The organism is Bacillus testis (assembly GCF_001243895.1).
In the GTDB taxonomy this organism is placed as follows: Bacteria; Bacillota; Bacilli; order Bacillales; family DSM-1321; genus Bacillus_AD; species Bacillus_AD testis.
In genome coordinates this window covers 3,001,796-3,020,812 of sequence record NZ_LN851186.1, presented here as the reverse complement: position 1 = coordinate 3,020,812, position 19,017 = coordinate 3,001,796, and the positions used below count along the sequence as shown (strand labels likewise).

Genomic DNA, 19,017 nt, shown 5'->3' with positions numbered 1-19,017 from the left:
AGATATGAATGGCTGTATAGGTATATAGACTTGTTATATGCATCTTTGATCGGCTTCTTTGAAAAATACGTTCCAGGCATAAAGATTCATTTTTTACCCTGCTTCGTTTTCTATAATCGTTTTTCTAGTTTAATAGGAATGCTTTCTCTTAATATATTCCTCTGTCGAATGAAATGCCTTGATAAAATCGGCTTATCATGCGCTTCAACAGCATCCTTCCAAAGAATCATTTTCAAAATGGTCTCTCTTCGGTGACACAAAATGACGACTTTCGTTCTTTACTGTCGTGTATCGTAAAGCCAACAGCAAGAAATCTATCTTGTTTACTAGGTGATAAGGGGGCTGATGAGAGAGTGGTTTTTAGAAAGAAAAAAGAATATGGGAGGGAAATAAGTTGAAAAAGAAAAAGAAAAAAATGACGGCCGTCTTGGCGGCAACTGTCCTTATTCCATCATTGTTATTTCCAACTGGCTATAGTGCCAATGCTGAAACTGCAAATTCACTGCACTCGTCAGTGAAAACCTCGTTAGTCGAGACAAGCAAGCAAAAAATTGCCGAAAAGGTTCAAAAGCAATTCTTGAATGACGACCAAGTGACATTCCTTATTAAACTGAAAGACCAAGTGGATACAAAAAAGGTGGCCAAAGCAGCTACCGAATCTGCTAAAAACCAAAATTTGACGCCAGCCCAAGCGAAGCTGATGAAACGGTCATCCATCGTGTCTAATCTGCGCGCCAAATCGCTGGAATCGCAATACCGTTTAAAGAGTTTCCTCGATAAGAAAGAAATAGAAGGTAAGGCGAAGGATATTCAATCTTTCTATATCGTGAATGCCGTAGCGGTTACGGCGACAAAAGAAGTAATGGAGCAGATTGCTTTGTTCCCGGAAGTGGAAAAAATCCTGCCGAATGAAACAAGGCAGCTGATCCAGCCGGCCACTGTAGAAGCGACAGAAAAAGAAGCGGCTTCTCAAAAAGGGGGAGACCTCCAAGTACAGCCGAAAGCCGACTCCTCCATTGAGTGGAATATCAATAAAATCGGAGCTCCACAAGTCTGGGATATGGGCATTGACGGAGCGGGAACAGTCATCGCCAGTATTGATACAGGCGTGCAGTGGGACCACCCCGCTTTGAAGACCAAATACCGTGGCTATAATCCTTCTTCTCCGAATAGCCCGGATAATGAATATAACTGGCTCGATGCCACAAGTGCCAATCAAGCATCCCCATATGATGACCTTGGCCATGGAACGCATACAATCGGTACAATGGTAGGCTCAGAAGAGAACGGCGCTAATAAAATAGGGGTTGCACCAGGCGCCAAATATATATCTGTCAAAGCATTTACGAATAATGGCGGGACGGACGCAGACTTGCTTGAAGCCGGAGAATGGGTGCTGGCCCCGAAAGATAGTGCCGGTAATCCACATCCTGAGAAAGCTCCGGATGTCGTGAATAATTCCTGGGGCGGCGGTGCTGGCCTAGATGAATGGTTCCGTCCGATGGTACAGACTTGGCGTGACGCCGATATTTTCCCAGAGTTTTCTGCCGGTAACACAACACTTACAAATCCTGGCGGCCCTAGATCGGTAGCCAATCCGGCCAACTATCCGGAATCCTTTGCAACAGGCGCCACGGATATTAACAATAAACTGGCCAGCTTTTCTTTGCAGGGGCCTTCCCCATATGAAGAAACAAAGCCTGAAATCTCTGCTCCCGGCGTAAATATCCGTTCATCTGTGCCTGGAGGGGCTTATGAAGGAGGATGGAATGGAACATCCATGGCTGGACCGCATGTTACCGCTGTGGCTGCTTTATTGAAACAGGCTAATGCCAATCTTACGGTTGATCAAGTGGAAACGATTTTAGAGGATACAGCTACACCATTGACAGATGCCACATTCCCTAATTCACCGAATAATGGATACGGCCATGGATTGGTCAATGCCTTTGATGCTGTATCCAGCGTGGTAAGCGGCCTTGGAACAATTAAGGGAACAGTCACTAAAGAAGGGGAAGATTCCCAGGCTCCTGATATTTCCCATCAATCAGAAGGCACGTTCTATAAAGGGACAGACATTACGCTTAAGGCAACTGCTTCAGATGATATCTCTGTAACAAGCGTTCTCTTAAAATACAAAAAGCAGGATGGCACATGGGTTGATGTGAATGCTGAAAGAGTCGACGGTGATTACAAATCTGGCACCTATTCGGCTGTTATTCCTGCATCAGAGACAAATGGCGATGAATTGCAGTATAAATTTGTAGCAAGTGACTTTGGCGGCAACACCAAGGAAACAGATGTTTTTACAGTTTCTTTACTGCCGGGCATATCAGTCGGCTATGAGCAAGATTTCGAACAAAAACCTGAGGGCTGGACATCGTTCGGCGATAATAATTCCTGGAGCTGGGGTAAGCCAGAAAGTGGCCCTCAAGGTGCTGTATCCGGTGAGAAAGTATATGCGACCAACTTGACAGGTACTTATCCGAATAAAGCTAATATGAGCCTTCAAATGCCGCCGGTCGATCTGCCGGAGGGCGAAAGCTATCTGCAATTCAAGCAGTGGTATGAGCTTGAGAAAAACTATGACTTTGGCCATGTATTTATTTCTACAGACGGAAAGAACTGGACGCAAGCAGCCCGATTTAATGATAAATCAAATGGCTGGATAGACGGAGAAGTAAATCTGAGCCAATACGCAGGCCAGCGGATCTACATCGCTTTCAACCTGAAAACGGATGGATCTGTCGTAAAAACAGGCTGGTATTTGGATGATGTCAAATTGACAGCTACACCAGGGCAAACATCGCAAAAAGCGAAGCTTGGCGCTTCATTAGGAACAGTGTCCGATTCTTCAGCCCAAGCAAAACCAAAAGTAAATCCGGACGAGATTAAACCTGCAGCAGGGAAGGCAGAAGAAGGAAAAGTAGACAACAGCAATCCGGCACCAGCTTTGTTGCCGATCCAAGCACAGGTAAGTGTGCTCGAAACAGGAAGAACTGTTTATACGAAGCCGCAGGACGGAAGCTATCAATTGACTCATGCGGCGGGCGACTATACCGTACAGGCGGAAGCATACGGTTACCGTTCACAGGCCAAATCTGTCCATGTTGCCCAAGATGGAACAGCCACAGCTAACTTTACACTTGAAGAAATTGCTAAAGGTACGGTTACTGGAACTGTAACTAATCAACAGACTGGCCAACCAATCAGCGGAGCGACTGTGATAGTCGTGGAAGACGCAGCTGTCCAGCCGGCCACTACAAATGCAAATGGCGAATTCAACCTGGAAGCATATGAAGGCAACTATACATTGAAAATTGTCGCTCCAACCTACTACAGCACAGAAATGAAGATTGACCTAAAAGGCGGCGATTCCCTTGTGAAGGATATCCAGTTGAAACCATTTATCGGTTATCCTGGAGAAATTAAATACGATGACGGCACTGCGGAAAATGCACGGGCATTCAATGCGGCAGGCAATAGCTGGGCTGTGAAAATGTCGCTGGAGGAAGGCCAGAAATCTGCACTCGTCACAGGAGCCCAATTCTTATTCTGGAACACTGAATGGCCAGTGCCAGGCGGAACAGAATTCCAAGTATCCGTCTATGATGCAACAGGCACAGGCGGAAGCCCAGGCAAAAAATTGGCTGGTCCTTTCGATGCTACTGCTTTAAGAGATGGCAATTGGACAAATGTTGATTTAACATCCCATGGAATTACAGTTAACGGCGACTTCTATGTTGTTTACACCCAAACAAAAGCAAATCCGAACGCACCGGGTCTGGCAACGGATGAAGATGGCCCGAACGCTAAACGTAGCTGGCAGGGCGTCAGCGGAGCATGGTCATTGTCTCCTGCTGATGAAGGTAATTACATGATCCGTGCATCAGTTAATTATGAAGTGAAGAGTCCAGTCATCCAAACTCCTAAGAACGGCGCATTTACAAATAAGAAAGAAATGACAATTGAAGGCTCTGCTTCACCGAAAACAACCGTTGATATTTTTAATGGCGGCGAAAAAGCGGGAAGCGCGGAAGTAAGCGATGCAGGTACATTTGCAGTTAATATCACGCTCAATAAAGGTGAAAATGTATTGACTGCTAAAGCAAGAACAGCCAATGGTTCAACGGATGCCTCTGAGGCGGTCACAATTACACTGGATGAGGAAAAGCCGGCATTGGCCATCACCTCTCCGGAAAACGGATCTAAAACCAATAAAGAAACAATCCGTGTGACAGGAACGGTTGCAGATGACTACTTGGATTTCGTAAAAGTGAACGGACAAAAAGCGACTGTCACAGCCGGCAAGTTTGACCAACGCATCATGGTTGAACAAGGAACCAATGAAATTACGGTTCTTGCGCAAGATAAAGCCGGAAATAAAACGAAAACAACCCTTACAATCAGTGCGAAATACACAGCGCCTGCAATCGCTAATTTAGTGCCGACTGAAGACAAGGAATTGAAGAGCGGCGAATCTGTCAAAATTGAATTTGACAGTGAACCTGGCCTGAAAGCTGAATTCCAAATCCTTATGCCGCTGACTAATGCCGGTGATGTGACAAATGCTACAGAACTGCCGATGAAAGAAACATCATCTGGTCATTACGTAGGCTACTATACAGCCACTTCAAACGTAAAGGCGCCTGGCGCAGCAATCGAAGTGAAAGCCTCCGATGATTATGGCAATGTCAGTATCCAAAGAGCAGCAGCGAAGTTGTACATCAATGCAAAAAAATAAACGTTAACATGAAGAGGAAGCCAGTTTATAAAGCTGGCTTCTTTTTTGCGAAAAGGCCGACGCATTGCCGGTTGTATAACAATCGCCAATAAATGACAAAACAGAATATTTTACATAATGTTTCGAAAGTCGTAATATAATAGATGACTTTAGTAACGGAATAAATGAAATGTTTGACAAATGAAAGGATTTTTTTGGAAAGAATCCTTTTTCCTTTTGTTTAGTATTTTAGAATAAATTTGTCCGGAATCTATAAAACATTGCCGAATTAGGCAGTACAAAGAAAGAAGGCAAATATGTGACAACTTGGAAAAAGAATTTGTATATATGTTGGTTTGGGTCTTTTTTAACGGCCGCGGGGATGAATCTGGTCATACCGTTCCTTCCATTATACATTTCACAGCTTGGTGAGCATGACCATGTAGAGGTTTGGGCGAGCTTAGCATTCAGCAGTACGTTTTTAACAGCCGCGATTTTCTCTCCAATATGGGGGAAGCTGGCTGACCGGTATGGAAGAAAAACCATGTTATTGCGCGCCAGCTTGGGTATGGCAATCATCATGATTCTGATCGGCTTTGCGCCGAATGTCTATTTTCTTGTCGGGGCACGGCTGGCAATGGGGGCTGTTTCCGGCTTTATCCCTGCAGCCATCATTCTTGTAGCTACGCAAACCCCTTCCGATGTAAGCGGCCGGGCGCTGGGTATCCTTTCTACCGGCGGCGTCGGCGGTACATTGATTGGGCCTGTATTAGGCGGTTTATTGGCGGACTTGATCGGGCTTCGCGAAGTGTTCTGGATTACTGGTGCCATTCTCTTTGTGACTTTCTTCCTGACTTTATATATCCGGGAAGATTTCAATCCCGTCAAAAAAGAAAAAATCAAACAAGCTGCTATTCCTATGGACAATAAAGCGATCCTAAAAAGATTAGCGAATGTGCTGATTACGACTTTTCTTTTGCAATCTGCCATTCTGTCCATACAGCCGGTGCTGACTCTTTATGTAAAAGATTTGGCGGGCAACACATCCTACCTGGCTCTTCTTGCCGGTATCGTCACAGCTGTATCGGGCTTTTCTAATATACTTTCAGCACCATATCTCGGAAAATTAAGCGATAAGGTGGGGCCTCAGCGCGTACTGCAGTTCTCTTTGTTATTCGTGGCAATCATCTTGGGCATTCATGCATTTGCCACTTCCATCTGGTTCCTGATTATTTTACGATTCTTGTTGGGATTCGGCTTGGGCGGCTTATTGCCTGCTATCAACACCTATCTGAAGAAAATCGTCCCGGAATCAATCACGGGCCAAGCATACGGATATAATCAGACAGCGCAATACATCGGAAGCGTTGTTGGTCCGCTATGGGGCGGCCAAGTGGCAAGTGCGTTCGGCATTCCATACGTATTCATCGTCTCTGCTGTCCTGTTGATCATCAATTCGGCATTGGTGACCATTTTCCGGCGGCGGGGCACTGTCCGTAGCCATGAGGCGGCATAATGTAAAACTGTGATTAGCGAGATGCTTTCATTCGCTGCCCTCATCGTTGAATCAACCTTACAGTTGTTTGATTTTATTTATACTAATTGGAGCCTTTCTTTTTGAATAGAGGTCTTACCAATAAAAATTATACGAATGGAAAACCTGGTCCTTACAAGATCAGGTTTTTTTCTTGTCTACTTTCGATGCAATGAAGAAAAAAGCTTGCCAGCTAGAAGTAAATATGTAAATATAAGTGTCAAGACACCTGTAATACAGGAGGATTTAAATGGAAAATCATGAATATGACGTACTTATTATCGGAAGTGGCATGGCTGCCTTGCAATGTGCCATCCATGCAAGCGTAACGAAAAAAGTACTTTTGATCACAAAGACAGATGTCAGGAGTTGCAATACCTACTTGGCGCAAGGAGGGGTTGCGGTCGCTTATGCAGCTGGTGATTCCTCTGAAAGCCACAAAGAGGATACGATGGTTGCTGGCAGATTTCATAATCGTGAACAAGCCGTTTCTATTTTGGTAGAGGACGGGTTTTATGCTGTCGACGAACTTGTGCAGGAAGGGATGGATTTTGACCGGGATGCCCAGGGGAACCTGATGTATGGTTTGGAGGGCGCGCATAGCCACAGGAGGATTCTACATAGCTCTGGCGATTCGACCGGCAGGAAGCTGTTCGAATTCCTTTGGCACAAGGTCCAGGCATCGCCGGTTGAATGCCTGGAAAATCATCGGGCGCAGGAATTGCTGATTTCAGAAAAGGGCAGCTGTATAGGTGTGGCTACAAAAGACATGAACGGCAGGGTCCATCTTTTTTATGCTTCCCATACCGTTCTTGCAAGCGGAGGGTGCGGCCAATTATACCCTTATACGACGAACCACGAAAATGCGTGCGGGGACGGCTTTGCTTTGGCTCTTCATGCCGGTGCAGTATTGAAAGATATGGAGTTTATGCAATTCCACCCTACAGGGCTATATGGCAACGGTGGTGTAAAAGGGCTTATTTCAGAAGCGGTCCGCGGGGAAGGCGGGATCCTGGTGGACGAAAACAGAATGCGTATTATGCAGGGCATCCATCCGCTTGAAGACCTAGCTCCCCGCCATCTCGTTTCTCAGACTATTTTTTCCCACATGGCGGAAGGGCATGCTGTGTATCTGGATATCAGCGCAGTGGAGAATTTTGATGGGAAGTTTCCAGCTATTGCTGCTCTTTGCCGCCGAAATGGCGTGGATTGGAGAGAAGGGCTTCTGCCGGTTGCGCCTGCCAGCCATTTTATGATGGGCGGCGTTGAGGTGGACGCCCGCGGGGCCACAAACATCCCCGGTCTTTATGCCGTCGGGGAAGTGGCGTGTACTGGCGTGCATGGCGCCAACCGTTTGGCCAGCAATTCTCTCTTGGAGGGCCTGGTTTTCGGCAAGAAGGCAGGAATGGCGATTGCCGAAGCCCCTCCCCAGAAGGTTGCGGCGTTGCCATTAAGGAAGAAAAAGCAGCCTGGCAAAAAAAATCTGCCGGATTTGTTGGATTTAAAACAGATGATGTTCCGTTATGCGGGCATTTCCAGAAGTGCTGAGGGATTGGGGGAGCTGTTTCGGTATTTGCGGCAATTTGATGTCGAGTCATTGCTGGAAGGCGGCCTTCTTGAATTTAATGATTCAGAATTGACTACCGTTTTCATGCTCTTGACAGCATGGTGCATAGCTGTCGGTGCTGACACGCGGACCGAAAGCCGTGGAGCCCACCTTAGAAGCGACTATCCGGAAGAAGATCCGAGATGGCAGGGTGTGTCATGCACGGTAGATCTTTTTGCAAAGAAGGGGAGAATTATACATGAATTCGTTAAAGCTTAATGAAATGCTCAAAGCTTTTTTTATAGAAGACATTGGAGAAAGAGATGCGACATCATCCGCTTTATTTTCGGGTACTGAAAGAGGCAGTTTCACCTTAATCAGTAAAGAAAACGGAATCTTTTGCGGCGCCGATATCATTGCTGCCGGTTTTTCCTTGTTGGATCCCGAAGCAAATGTCACACTGCATGCCAAAGACGGCGATGCCATCGCAAGGGGCGCTATCATCGCTGTCATAGAAGCCAAGACTACAGCATTGCTGATGGCGGAACGGGTGGTGTTGAACCTCGTACAGCGGATGAGCGGGATTGCCACTCAATCCAGACAAGCAGCCGCAATATTTGAAGGCACAAAAACGAAAGTCTGCGACACGCGAAAAACCACTCCAGGGCTTAGGATGCTGGAGAAATATGCTGCCCGCTGCGGAGGGGCAAGCAATCATCGTTACGGGCTTTACGATGGCATTATGATTAAAGACAACCACATCGATTTCATGGGAGGTATTTCGAAAGCTGTAGCGCAGGCCAAGACTGCGGCCGGCCATATGGTAAAAGTTGAAGTGGAAACAACGAACAAACAGCAAGTAGAAGAAGCTGTTTTAGCAGGAGTCGATATTATTATGTTCGATAACTGCACACCTGGAGAAATTAAGGAGCTTGTCAAACTTGTGCCGGACACCATTGTGACAGAGGCATCAGGGGGCATTACGCTTGATTGTCTGGATGAATACAGGGACTGCGGTGTGGATTATATTTCACTAGGATGCCTTACCCATTCCGTACAGGCCTTGGATATAAGCGCAAAAGTCAACTATATGGAGGTTTCCCGATGAGCATATTGGAGAGCATTGTAAATCAAAATCAATTGCCTGCCCGCTATAAGGCAATGAACGAACAGGATATACATCAAAGAATAAGAGACATAAAAAAAGAACTAGGTTCTTCCCTTTTTATCCCCGGGCATCATTATCAAAAAGAAGAAGTCATCCAGCATTGCGATGCTACCGGTGACTCCCTTCAGCTAGCGCAGGTTTCTTCCAGGCAGACGGAAGCTTCTTACATTGTATTTTGCGGGGTCCACTTTATGGCTGAAACAGCGGATATGCTGACGTCAACATCGCAGACCGTCCTTCTGCCAGATATGAGGGCAGGCTGTTCAATGGCTGATATGGCTGATGTGAACCAAACAGAAATCGCTTGGAACCATTTGCAGGATCTATTCGGCGACACTATTATCCCATTGACATATGTCAACTCAACCGCCGCCATAAAAGCCTTCGTAGGCCGTCACGGCGGAGCGACTGTAACTTCGTCGAATGCCCACACGATATTGAAATGGGCCTTTACCCAAAAAAAGCGGGTCTTATTTTTGCCTGATCAGCACTTAGGAAGGAACACAGGCTATGATTTGGGTATTCCGCTCGAGGCAATGGCTATTTGGAATCAGCACGAAAATCGGCTTGAATATGAAGGCCGTGCAGAGGAGTGCAGGATGATTCTCTGGAAAGGGCATTGCTCCGTCCACGAAAATTTTACAGTCGCCAATATTGATTTTATCCGAAAAACATATCCGGAAATGAAAGTACTTGTCCATCCCGAATGCTCCCATGAGGTGGTGGAACGGTCAGACTTAAACGGAAGCACCAAGTATATTATCGATTGCATTCAGCAAGCAGAGCCGGGTGCACAATGGGCAATCGGCACAGAAATGAACTTGGTGCAGAGATTAATAGATCGCCATCCAGAGCAAAAAATTGTCTCGTTGAATCCGTATATGTGCCCTTGTCTGACGATGAACCGGATTGACAGCAAACATCTGCTCTGGAACCTGGAAAGCATACTGGAGGGCAAGCCACGCAACATCATAACCGTTGAAGAACAGACAGCGAGGGAAGGAAGGTTGGCGATCGAGCGCATGCTCGTACGCTCCTGAACAAAGAGCCTGCATTCGTATGGAATGCAGGCTTTTTCCTATTAAAAGCTGTATACGCAAGTAAACTAAGCCCGCCCAAGAAACGGGCGGCGGTCCCGCAGGAGGCTCGCCTTCCCTCCAGATGATCCAATGCTTGCAAACAACCATTTTTAAGAAGCAGCAAAAAAGAATGGGTTGCCTTTAATTTAGCATGCAAAGCCAGTGTAGATCTGTTTTTTTCCATTAGAGAGCGTTTGGATTGATTCATATTTAGGGGGGCAATTGCATAAGTTTTGATGAAAAAGATTAGCACTTTGCCTATCTTTTCATAGTATATATGGACATTCGCATAGGAGGGGAACACCTTGAAGATACACATTGTCCAAAAAGGAGATACGCTCTGGAATCTGGCCAAGAAATATGGCGTATCGTTTGAAGAACTAATAAAAGCTAATTCACAATTAAGCAATCCGGATATGATCATGCCCGGCATGAAAATCAAAGTGCCGGGTTCTCATTCGCCGCAGATGAACATGTCTGCGGGCGCTAAAAAAGAAGCACCTATCCCCCATTATTCACAGCCTGTAAAAGAAATGCCAGTGCCTAAAAAGGAAGCGCCGATCATAAAGGAAGCTCCAAAACCAATGCCAGTACAGCCAATCATCCACAAGGAAAAAGTCATTGTCAAAGAAATGCCTGTCGCTCCTCAACCGGTCATTCCTGAGGTAGATATCAATAATTACTACATGGTCAATATGGCAAATATGTCTGTACAAAAACCCGTGGCAAAAGAACAGCCTCAACCAACGCCAGTGCAACCCGTGCCTGCACAACCAATGCCTGTACAACCGGTTGCCGAATGTTATCCGGTCAATGAGTGCTATCCGGTCAATCCATGTTATCCGATCAATGACTGTATGCCTGCTACGCCAATTATGCCAGGGGCCGGATTTTGCCCGCCATACATGATGGCGCCGCTGCAGCAGCCGTATCCATCGATGCCTGGCCATATGATGCAGCCGGCCTATGGGTCTGAAAGCTCTTCTTCGGATGAGTCTTCTTCTCATCCATGGCAGGCGATGCAGCCGCAGTCTGCTCATTTCCAGCAACAGATGATGCCTGTTGGCACGTATGCCCAATTTCCTGTTGCTGAAGTTCCACAAGCATCGCCCCATCATCTGCATCACAATGTAGAATCCTCTGCCCACTATAGTGGAAAGCATATGGGATTGCAGCCGGAAATGCAGACGGCACCCATGGTGAAGACTGAGGAAGATTGCGGCTGTAATCAGCCAAAAGCAGTTATGCAGCAGCCCGTGAATCAATCCACAATGCAAACTTCGCCATATGGAAAGCAGCATGTTCAAACTTCGCCATATGGACAGCAGCATGTTCAAACTTCACCATATGGACAGCAGATGCAAGCTACACCATATGGACAGCAGCAAATGCAGTCTACACCATATGGACAGCAACAGATGCCGGTTTATGGAATGCAACAGCCGGTGCAGCCAATGGCTATGCAATCGCCTATGATGCAGGGCCAACAATGGAATCAGCCTTTTAATCCTGTAAATCCAATGATGCCAAATTATTATCAACCGCCTTTCCAGCCTCAAGCACCAATGGTTTTCCCGGGACGGCAGGTTGCGTACGGCCAATCTTCTGAGGAACCTATTCAGCAGCCAACGGCACAGCCCGATTATCGCCAGGAAAATCAGCCTGTGGTGAATCAGGCTCCTTTTGTGGACCATACAGAAGGAACCTTTACGAATCAGGCAGCTGATTTTGGCCAGACAGCATTTGAAATGCCACAATATGCGGATGAGAGTAATGGGTAATCGTTCATTCCGGGAAGATGGGAGCATTCGGAAACGTCTTATCAACAGTCTGGATACGAAGGGAGAAAGTCTGCAAAAGGTCGACCGCATTAGAGAGAATGTTTTTAAAGTGACTAGTAATAAGAGAAAGTATATGGTGAAAGGCTTTTCTAGCACAAATAAATTAGAAGCCCAAAAACTTTTGACAAAGAAGCTAAAGGAAAATGGGTTTCATCAAACCTACCGGTTCATTAAAAGTCTGCCGGACTTCAATTATGATGGAATGACCTATTCATGGATTGAATACTTAAACCCTTCAAGAGATAAATTCTCCTACCGGGAGGCGGAAAACCGTTCGAAAGGGCTCTTTTTGCTGCAACAGTTTCACCAGACAACACGGTCCTTTTATAAATCTATACCGGCCAGTAAATACAATCAATTGCGAAAGTGGCAGGAACGTTTAAAGTTATTTAAGAGCAATGCTGGAATAGTACGGGGATATGTCTCCTCCCGCTATGTAGATAATTGGATTGAGTGGGGGGAGCGGGCGTTGAAGGGCATGGAGAAGTTTGAAGACGATCTTTACAAGGAACCGAATTGTATTATACATGGGGACGTAGCCCATCACAATTTTTTTAACAGCAGTGGAGGCAAGTTGAATATCATCGACTTTGACTTGATTCATCAAGCTCCCCCTATCATCGACTTTATACAATATTCAAACAGAATCATGCCGTATGTAAAGGATGCATCAGAGCTATTTAGTTATCCACAGCTTAAAGCATATAAAAATAATCCAGCATTTCTGTATGCATTGCTGTTCCCAGCTGATATCTACAGAGAATGGAACCGGTTGGAGAGAGAAGATTTATACAGTAGCAATGAGTATATGCATTCCATTTGGAAACTGACAGTCGACCAGTATGCACAGAGAATGAACCTCTATAAAGATATTTATAAGAGAATCAACTGATGGCCAGCTAGAGAAAACGGAAGACGCTGCGTTTTCGGTAAAGATGAAATGATACTGGCAGGTTAAAGCCAGCAGATGGCAAGGGGACTATTCCGCATTAAGGAATAGTCTTTTTGGCATTCAGCCCAGAATGAGGCGGTTGATTTAGGGGAATGCTTTTTCTATAAAACAATGAAAGCATTGCCGGAGGTGTTTGTAGTTGAGAAGACATGTCAGTAAAAAGGCATATATCTTTGCACTCTCATTAATTCTGATCCTGCTGAATGCAATTGTCTGGCCAGATAAGGGAGAGGCTTCTGCCGCCATGGCGACCGACATACGCAAGGTCACTTTACAAAAAATATATATGGATGGGGAGATGACGGAGGAAACAACAGTGAAGGAAGCCCAGTCTGTAGAAAGCATTATGGAAAAATACCGGGCGTGGAAGCTTGTTTACGAATCTGAAAAAGAATTGGTCTTCCAAAAATATATAGATGATATCTCGCCGCTGATGAAAGCACATGGTTATTTTGGAGTGACGGAGGATGGCATATTGACTATTTTCAACGGCAAGCCGACAAAACTGGATGTCATTCAGACCTTTTTTCAGCTGGACGTCGACTTATTGGAAGTGAAGCGAAGGGAAGAGCTTGCAGAAGGAATACGTGTAAAGGACAAAAAAAGATACCAATCTGTGCTGGAAACATTTAAACCATACAAGAATGAAGGTTTAAGATAGCTTCGGCACAGGGCTTATTTAGATGGGAAAGAACTGGCCGATTTGTGGATACAGTTCTTTTTGCCGTAAAAACGAAAGGAACTTCTTTCTTTTTTTAAGAATAAAAGTAGGGCTCGCGTCATGTACAAGGAAGGTGTTTTAGTCCATAATAGAAGATAAGATGTGAACATTTGTTTGCCTTGTGGCAAGTCCAGTCTTTACGCCCCTAAACGGGCGCTTGCGCTTTTCATTGTCTAGCTTCAGCGCCCAGGGGCTAGAAGACTTCCCGCTTCTTTTCTACGATAAGTCAACATCGGATCGCTAGCTCTCCGTGTTTCCTTTATCTCGAGAAGAAGCAGTCCAGTCTTTACGCCCCTAAACGGGCGCTTGCGCTTTTCATGTGTTAGAATGTTTACAGTTGAGAATGGGAGAGAGAGAGTTTGTACGATTATATTATAGGAAATATTGAATTTGTCGGTCCGCATTATATTGTGATTGAAAACAATGGGATCGGATACCGCGTTTTGACACCTAATCCTTTTGTTTTTTCTTTAAAAGATAAAAGTGTGAAAGTATATACCTACCACTATGTCCGTGAAGATATGATTGCCCTCTATGGATTCAAAACCCAGGAAGAAAAAGCCTTGTTTGAGAAGCTGTTGAATGTGACAGGAATCGGCCCTAAAGGAGCTCTTGCCATACTTGGTTCCGGCAAGGTGGACCAAGTAGTTCAGGCGATTGAGAATGAAGATGAAACCTTCCTTGTCAAGTTTCCTGGCGTTGGCAAGAAAACGGCGCGCCAAATGATTTTGGACTTGAAAGGGAAATTGGAAAATATCGTTCCTGATTACTTCCCGAATCTGTTCAATGATGCTTTGGAAACTGCCTATGCCGCTAATACGGGAGAACTGGATGAAGCGATGGAAGCGTTAAAGGCTCTTGGTTATTCTGAACGAGAGGTCGCCAAAATCAGGAAGCCGCTTGAGAAGGAACAAAAAACGACTGAAGAATATATTAAAGCAGGATTGCAGTTATTGTTGAAATAGGAGGTGGAGCAAATGGAAGAACGGATTATCCAAAGCGAGGCGGAGGCAGCTGAACACTCATTTGAACAAAGTCTTCGCCCGCTGGAACTGCGGCATTATATCGGGCAGGATAAAGTAAAGGAAAATCTTAAAGTCTTTATAGAAGCAGCGAGAATGCGCCAGGAAACGTTGGACCATGTTCTCCTGTATGGCCCTCCCGGTTTGGGGAAGACCACCCTTGCCGCAATCATCGCTAATGAAATGGGAGTCAATATACGGACAACATCAGGCCCGGCTATTGAAAGACCGGGCGATTTGGCAGCTGTATTAACTGCGCTTGAACCCGGTGATGTACTGTTCATTGATGAAATCCATCGATTGCCAAGAGCGGTTGAAGAAGTCCTTTATCCGGCCATGGAGGACTTTTGCCTCGATATCGTGATCGGGAAAGGACCGCAAGCAAGAAGCGTGCGGCTGGATCTCCCCCCGTTCACATTGGTGGGAGCCACCACAAGGGCTGGATCGCTTTCGGCGCCTTTAAGAGACCGCTTTGGCGTATTAAGCCGCTTGGAGTATTATAATGAAGAACAGTTAAAAAGCATTGTCTCCCGGACGGCTGATATTCTCCAAACAAACTTGAATGAAACGGCTGCCTTAGAGATTGCCCGCAGGTCTAGAGGCACCCCGCGGATTGCGAATCGCCTGCTCCGGAGGGTAAGGGACTTTGCCCAAGTAAAAGGAACAGGTGATATTACCCTTGAGTTAGCAAGCCATTCACTGGAGCTCATGCAGGTGGACCGCCTGGGGTTGGATCATATTGACCACAAACTGCTAATGGGAATCATCGAGAAATTCAGGGGAGGGCCAGTCGGTGTTGAAACAATCGCTGCCAGCATTGGCGAAGAAGCGACAACGATTGAGGATGTATATGAACCTTATTTATTGCAAATAGGTTTCCTTCAGAGAACCCCGCGAGGCAGAATGGCTACGATGGCTGCCTACCAGCACTTTGGCCTGGAGCGTCCGCAGCCATGAACCATTTAGGTAAAATGCTTATGGCTATCGGGACCCTCGTGTTCATTTCCGGTTTCCTTATCCATTTTTTGAAACTCGGCAGGTTGCCGGGCGACATCTTGATTAAAAAAGGAAGCAGTACTTTTTATTTTCCAATCGTAACGAGTATAATAGTTAGTGTTGTGTTATCGGCCGTATTGTTTATTTTGGGTAAAATTAAATGAGAACTTGCCGATGTGGCGGCAATATAGCGTGAACAGCGCCCTCTTTTCGGAAAAGGGATTGTCCAGTCAGCACAGGATAAATACGAAAGAAAAAACAGGATGTGACAGAATTGAAAGTCGATTTATTTGACTTCCATTTGCCGGAGGAATTGATTGCACAAACTCCTCTGAAAAATCGGGAAGCCAGCCGTTTAATGGTTCTAGACCAAAAAACAGGCGCAACCAAAGATGAAGTATTCAGTGATATAGTCAAGCATTTACATGAAGGCGATTGCCTGGTATTGAATGATACGAAGGTATTGCCGGCACGGTTATTCGGGGTAAAAGAAGATACTGGAGCCAAAGTGGAGATGCTTTTATTGAAGCAAGATGAAGAAGATGTATGGGAAGTATTGATCAAACCGGCTAAGCGGGTAAAAAAAGGTACAGTCATCGTATTTGGCGATGGCAAATTAAAGGCTGAATGTCTTGATGAGCTGGACCAAGGGGGACGTATCGTAAAATTCCAGTATGAAGGAATCTTTTATGAAATCCTTGACCAATTGGGCACCATGCCGCTTCCGCCTTATATTAAGGAGCAATTGGACGACCAGGACCGCTATCAGACCGTCTATGCCAAAGAGCGCGGTTCGGCGGCCGCACCGACTGCCGGATTGCATTTCACGGAGAGATTATTGGATGAAATCCGCGCAATGGGTGTCCATGTAGCTTTCATTACATTGCATGTCGGATTGGGGACGTTCCGACCTGTTTCTGTAGAAGATATTGACAACCATGATATGCATGCGGAATACTATCATATGAATGAAAAAACAGCTTCCCTGTTAAATAAAGTGCGAAGAGAAGGCAAACGGATCATAACCGTTGGGACCACGTCGACCAGAACCTTGGAAACCATCGCCAGCAAATATGACGGTGAATTCAAGGCTGAAAGCGGCTGGACTGACATATTCATATTCCCAGGGTTTGAATTTAAAGCAATTGATGGGATGATCACAAACTTCCATCTGCCAAAATCAACCTTGATGATGCTGATTTCGGCACTGGCGGGAAGAGAACATGTTCTGCAAGCATATAAGCAGGCCGTAGAGAAGAAATACCGTTTCTTTTCATTTGGCGATGCTATGCTGATTATCTAGCAGAAACCAGAAAGGAAGAACTTAATTGACAGCTATTCGCTATGAATTGATTAAAACATGTAAACAGACAGGAGCGAGGCTTGGACGGGTCCATACGCCCCATGGTTCATTCGATACGCCCGCTTTTATGCCTGTCGGTACACTGGCAACCGTTAAAACCATGTCGCCGGAAGATTTAAAAGAGCTTGGCGCGGGTATAATACTTAGTAATACGTACCATTTATGGCTGCGTCCAGGGCATGAAATCATCAAGGAAGCAGGCGGCCTTCACAAATTCATGAATTGGGATCGTGCCATCTTGACTGACTCCGGCGGTTTTCAGGTATTCAGCCTTAGCGAGTTCCGCAAGATTGAAGAAGAGGGTGTCCACTTCAGAAATCATTTGAACGGGGACAAGTTATTCCTATCACCAGAAAAAGCGATGGAAATACAGAATGCGTTAGGTTCGGATATCATGATGGCATTTGATGAATGTCCGCCTTTCCCAGCTACGTATGAATATATGAAGAAATCTGTCGAAAGAACATCGCGCTGGGCGGAACGTTGCTTGAAAGCGCATGAACGCCCAAATGACCAAGGTTTATTTGGTATCGTTCAAGGCGGGGAGTTTGAAGAGCTGCGCAAACAAAGCGCGAAAGATTTGGTGTCGCTTGATTTTCCTGGTTACGCAATCGGAGGATTGTCAGTGGGAGAGCCAAAGGATATCATGAACCGGATGCTCGAATATACAACGCCATTATTGCCAAGCGGAAAGCCCCGTTATTTGATGGGCGTAGGTTCGCCGGATTCATTAATTGATGGCGCGATCCGCGGCGTGGATATGTTTGATTGTGTATTACCGACCCGAATTGCACGAAATGGTACATTGATGACCAGCAATGGGCGTTTGACGGTGAAGAACGCCAAGTATGCGCGTGACTTCGGTCCACTGGATGAGAACTGCAACTGCCACGTTTGCCGCAACTACAGCAGAGCATATATCCGCCATTTAATCCGTTGTGAAGAAACATTTGGCATTAGACTTACTACTTATCATAATCTATATTTTCTGTTAAACTTAATGAAGCAAGTTCGCCAGGCGATTATGGAAGACCGTTTAGGCGACTTCAGAGAAGAATTTTTCGAACAATATGGTTTCAATAAGCCTGACGCGAAGAATTTCTAAACCTAACTATAATGAATAAAAATAAATGGAAGGAGTTGAATAATATGCAATTTCTAAGCACAATTGGTCCGTTAATATTGATGTTTGTTTTGTTTTATTTCTTGTTGATTCGCCCTCAGCAAAAGAGACAAAAGGCGATAGCGACTATGCAAAATGAATTGGCTAAAGGTGACAAGATTGTTACTATTGGTGGATTACACGGCATTGTAGATGCAATCGACGAAAATAAAATCGTCCTTAAGTGCGGAGATGGAAGCCGTCTTACATACGATCGTGCAGCTATCCGTGATGTAGTTGAAAAAGCTACAACTGTCGGTTAATGGCAAAAAAACTGCCCCTAGTCAGGGAGCAGTTTTTTTTATGCCTGTTTATTCTTTATTGCCGCCGGATAGGTTGACGCCAAGAATGCCTCCCATCATACAGACAACAATATAGCAAAGAGATTGAATCCATTCGCGAATTGTAAAGGCCTGGTCATGCCCCAAGTATTGAAACAAGAGCAAGATGACCGTATATAAAAGCCCTGTAGCTCCCCCGAGCATCCACCCCTGTTTTTTGCCCCTGCCTCCAGATACAATGCCACCAAAGAATATTGCCAGAAATGAAAGAATCAAAATCATATACGACAAGGAAGATTCAGTCAAAGAAGTGAAACGTAACAGTACAGAAAATAAGAGGCTGAATAGAAGCGCTATGATAAAAATGGTTAAGGTGCCGTACAAAATGGCAGATCCTAGTTTTCTTGTTTCCATCCTTTTCTCCTTTCAAGCAGAAGTCATGTGTTTGTACAAACATATGAAGCCTGTATTAAGAATAGAACATCGGGGCATACTAACATTTTATTTCGGATAATGTGAAGCCTTGATTAGTCATCAATGATTCGTTGAACTACTCTTAGTTCCTATTGTCGCTTGATCATCCGCATACACTTCTTTATCAACGCTCTTGTTTTAAAGTGGGAGTATTA

The 19,017-nt window shown here is 45.3% G+C and carries 15 protein-coding genes; 14 read left to right on the top strand and 1 reads right to left on the bottom strand.

Annotation, left to right across the window (positions count from 1 at the left end; genetic code table 11):
• Nucleotides 1-415: 415 nt before the first annotated feature.
• From BN1765_RS15050 to yajC, 14 genes are all read left to right on the top strand, one after another.
• Nucleotides 416-4,744 (top strand): S8 family peptidase, encoded by a 4,329-nt coding sequence (locus BN1765_RS15050; RefSeq protein WP_147554267.1) that lies wholly within the window; start codon nt 416-418, stop codon nt 4,742-4,744.
• Nucleotides 4,745-5,042: 298 nt separating this feature from the next.
• Complete coding sequence (locus BN1765_RS15045) at nt 5,043-6,239, top strand: MFS transporter (RefSeq protein WP_222705400.1); 1,197 nt, start codon at nt 5,043-5,045, stop codon at nt 6,237-6,239.
• 268 nt (nt 6,240-6,507) lie between these two features.
• Entirely contained in the window at nt 6,508-8,082 is a 1,575-nt protein-coding gene (gene nadB, locus BN1765_RS15040; RefSeq protein ID WP_050615903.1) for an L-aspartate oxidase, read from the top strand.
• On the top strand, nt 8,063-8,911 hold the full coding sequence (nadC, locus tag BN1765_RS15035) for a carboxylating nicotinate-nucleotide diphosphorylase (RefSeq protein WP_050615902.1): 849 nt from the start codon (nt 8,063-8,065) through the stop codon (nt 8,909-8,911). The genes nadB and nadC overlap by 20 nt, the downstream gene beginning before the upstream one ends.
• Nucleotides 8,908-10,011, top strand: a complete 1,104-nt coding sequence (gene nadA, locus BN1765_RS15030; RefSeq protein ID WP_050615901.1) for a quinolinate synthase NadA — start codon at nt 8,908-8,910, stop codon at nt 10,009-10,011. The genes nadC and nadA overlap by 4 nt, the downstream gene beginning before the upstream one ends.
• A 344-nt stretch (nt 10,012-10,355) precedes the next feature.
• A complete protein-coding gene (gene safA / locus BN1765_RS15025) occupies nt 10,356-11,831 on the top strand; it encodes a SafA/ExsA family spore coat assembly protein (RefSeq protein ID WP_050615900.1) in 1,476 nt (491 codons plus the stop codon).
• Nucleotides 11,824-12,783, top strand: a complete 960-nt coding sequence (locus BN1765_RS15020) for a phosphotransferase (RefSeq protein WP_050615899.1) — start codon at nt 11,824-11,826, stop codon at nt 12,781-12,783. The genes safA and BN1765_RS15020 overlap by 8 nt, the downstream gene beginning before the upstream one ends.
• Before the next feature lie 199 nt (nt 12,784-12,982).
• Complete coding sequence (locus BN1765_RS15015) at nt 12,983-13,504, top strand: BofC C-terminal domain-containing protein (protein ID WP_050615898.1); 522 nt, start codon at nt 12,983-12,985, stop codon at nt 13,502-13,504.
• A gap of 419 nt (nt 13,505-13,923) precedes the next feature.
• The gene (gene ruvA, locus BN1765_RS15010; RefSeq protein WP_050615897.1) at nt 13,924-14,529 is read left to right on the top strand and encodes a Holliday junction branch migration protein RuvA; all 606 of its coding nucleotides are present in this window, start codon (nt 13,924-13,926) and stop codon (nt 14,527-14,529) included.
• A gap of 12 nt (nt 14,530-14,541) precedes the next feature.
• Nucleotides 14,542-15,543, top strand: a complete 1,002-nt coding sequence (ruvB, locus tag BN1765_RS15005; protein ID WP_050615896.1) for a Holliday junction branch migration DNA helicase RuvB — start codon at nt 14,542-14,544, stop codon at nt 15,541-15,543.
• On the top strand, nt 15,540-15,746 hold the full coding sequence (locus tag BN1765_RS15000) for a DUF2905 domain-containing protein (protein ID WP_050615895.1): 207 nt from the start codon (nt 15,540-15,542) through the stop codon (nt 15,744-15,746). Before ruvB ends, BN1765_RS15000 begins: the two co-directional genes overlap by 4 nt.
• Nucleotides 15,747-15,856: 110 nt before the next feature.
• On the top strand, nt 15,857-16,885 hold the full coding sequence (gene queA, locus BN1765_RS14995; RefSeq protein ID WP_050615894.1) for a tRNA preQ1(34) S-adenosylmethionine ribosyltransferase-isomerase QueA: 1,029 nt from the start codon (nt 15,857-15,859) through the stop codon (nt 16,883-16,885).
• Between the two features lie 25 nt (nt 16,886-16,910).
• Nucleotides 16,911-18,050, top strand: coding sequence for a tRNA guanosine(34) transglycosylase Tgt (gene tgt, locus BN1765_RS14990; RefSeq protein ID WP_050615893.1), 1,140 nt, complete (start codon nt 16,911-16,913; stop codon nt 18,048-18,050).
• Between the two features lie 44 nt (nt 18,051-18,094).
• Entirely contained in the window at nt 18,095-18,370 is a 276-nt protein-coding gene (yajC, locus tag BN1765_RS14985; protein WP_050615892.1) for a preprotein translocase subunit YajC, read from the top strand.
• 48 nt (nt 18,371-18,418) lie between these two features.
• On the opposite strand, the gene BN1765_RS14980 is transcribed toward yajC, so the two are convergent.
• Nucleotides 18,419-18,802 (bottom strand): TIGR04086 family membrane protein, encoded by a 384-nt coding sequence (locus BN1765_RS14980; protein ID WP_050615891.1) that lies wholly within the window; start codon nt 18,800-18,802, stop codon nt 18,419-18,421.
• Nucleotides 18,803-19,017: the final 215 nt, after the last annotated feature.

What these genes read in the sequence shown, in the direction of transcription:
- BN1765_RS15050 (WP_147554267.1), top strand. Translation starts at nt 416, where the DNA reads ATGACGGCCGTCTTGGCGGCAACTGTCCTTATTCCATCATTGTTATTT.
- nadB (WP_050615903.1), top strand. Translation starts at nt 6,508, where the DNA reads ATGGAAAATCATGAATATGACGTACTTATTATCGGAAGTGGCATGGCT.
- nadC (WP_050615902.1), top strand. Translation starts at nt 8,063, where the DNA reads ATGAATTCGTTAAAGCTTAATGAAATGCTCAAAGCTTTTTTTATAGAA.
- nadA (WP_050615901.1), top strand. Translation starts at nt 8,908, where the DNA reads ATGAGCATATTGGAGAGCATTGTAAATCAAAATCAATTGCCTGCCCGC.
- BN1765_RS15020 (WP_050615899.1), top strand. Translation starts at nt 11,824, where the DNA reads ATGGGTAATCGTTCATTCCGGGAAGATGGGAGCATTCGGAAACGTCTT.
- ruvB (WP_050615896.1), top strand. Translation starts at nt 14,542, where the DNA reads ATGGAAGAACGGATTATCCAAAGCGAGGCGGAGGCAGCTGAACACTCA.
- BN1765_RS15000 (WP_050615895.1), top strand. Translation starts at nt 15,540, where the DNA reads ATGAACCATTTAGGTAAAATGCTTATGGCTATCGGGACCCTCGTGTTC.
- yajC (WP_050615892.1), top strand. Translation starts at nt 18,095, where the DNA reads ATGCAATTTCTAAGCACAATTGGTCCGTTAATATTGATGTTTGTTTTG.
- BN1765_RS14980 (WP_050615891.1), bottom strand. Translation starts at nt 18,802, where the DNA reads ATGGAAACAAGAAAACTAGGATCTGCCATTTTGTACGGCACCTTAACC.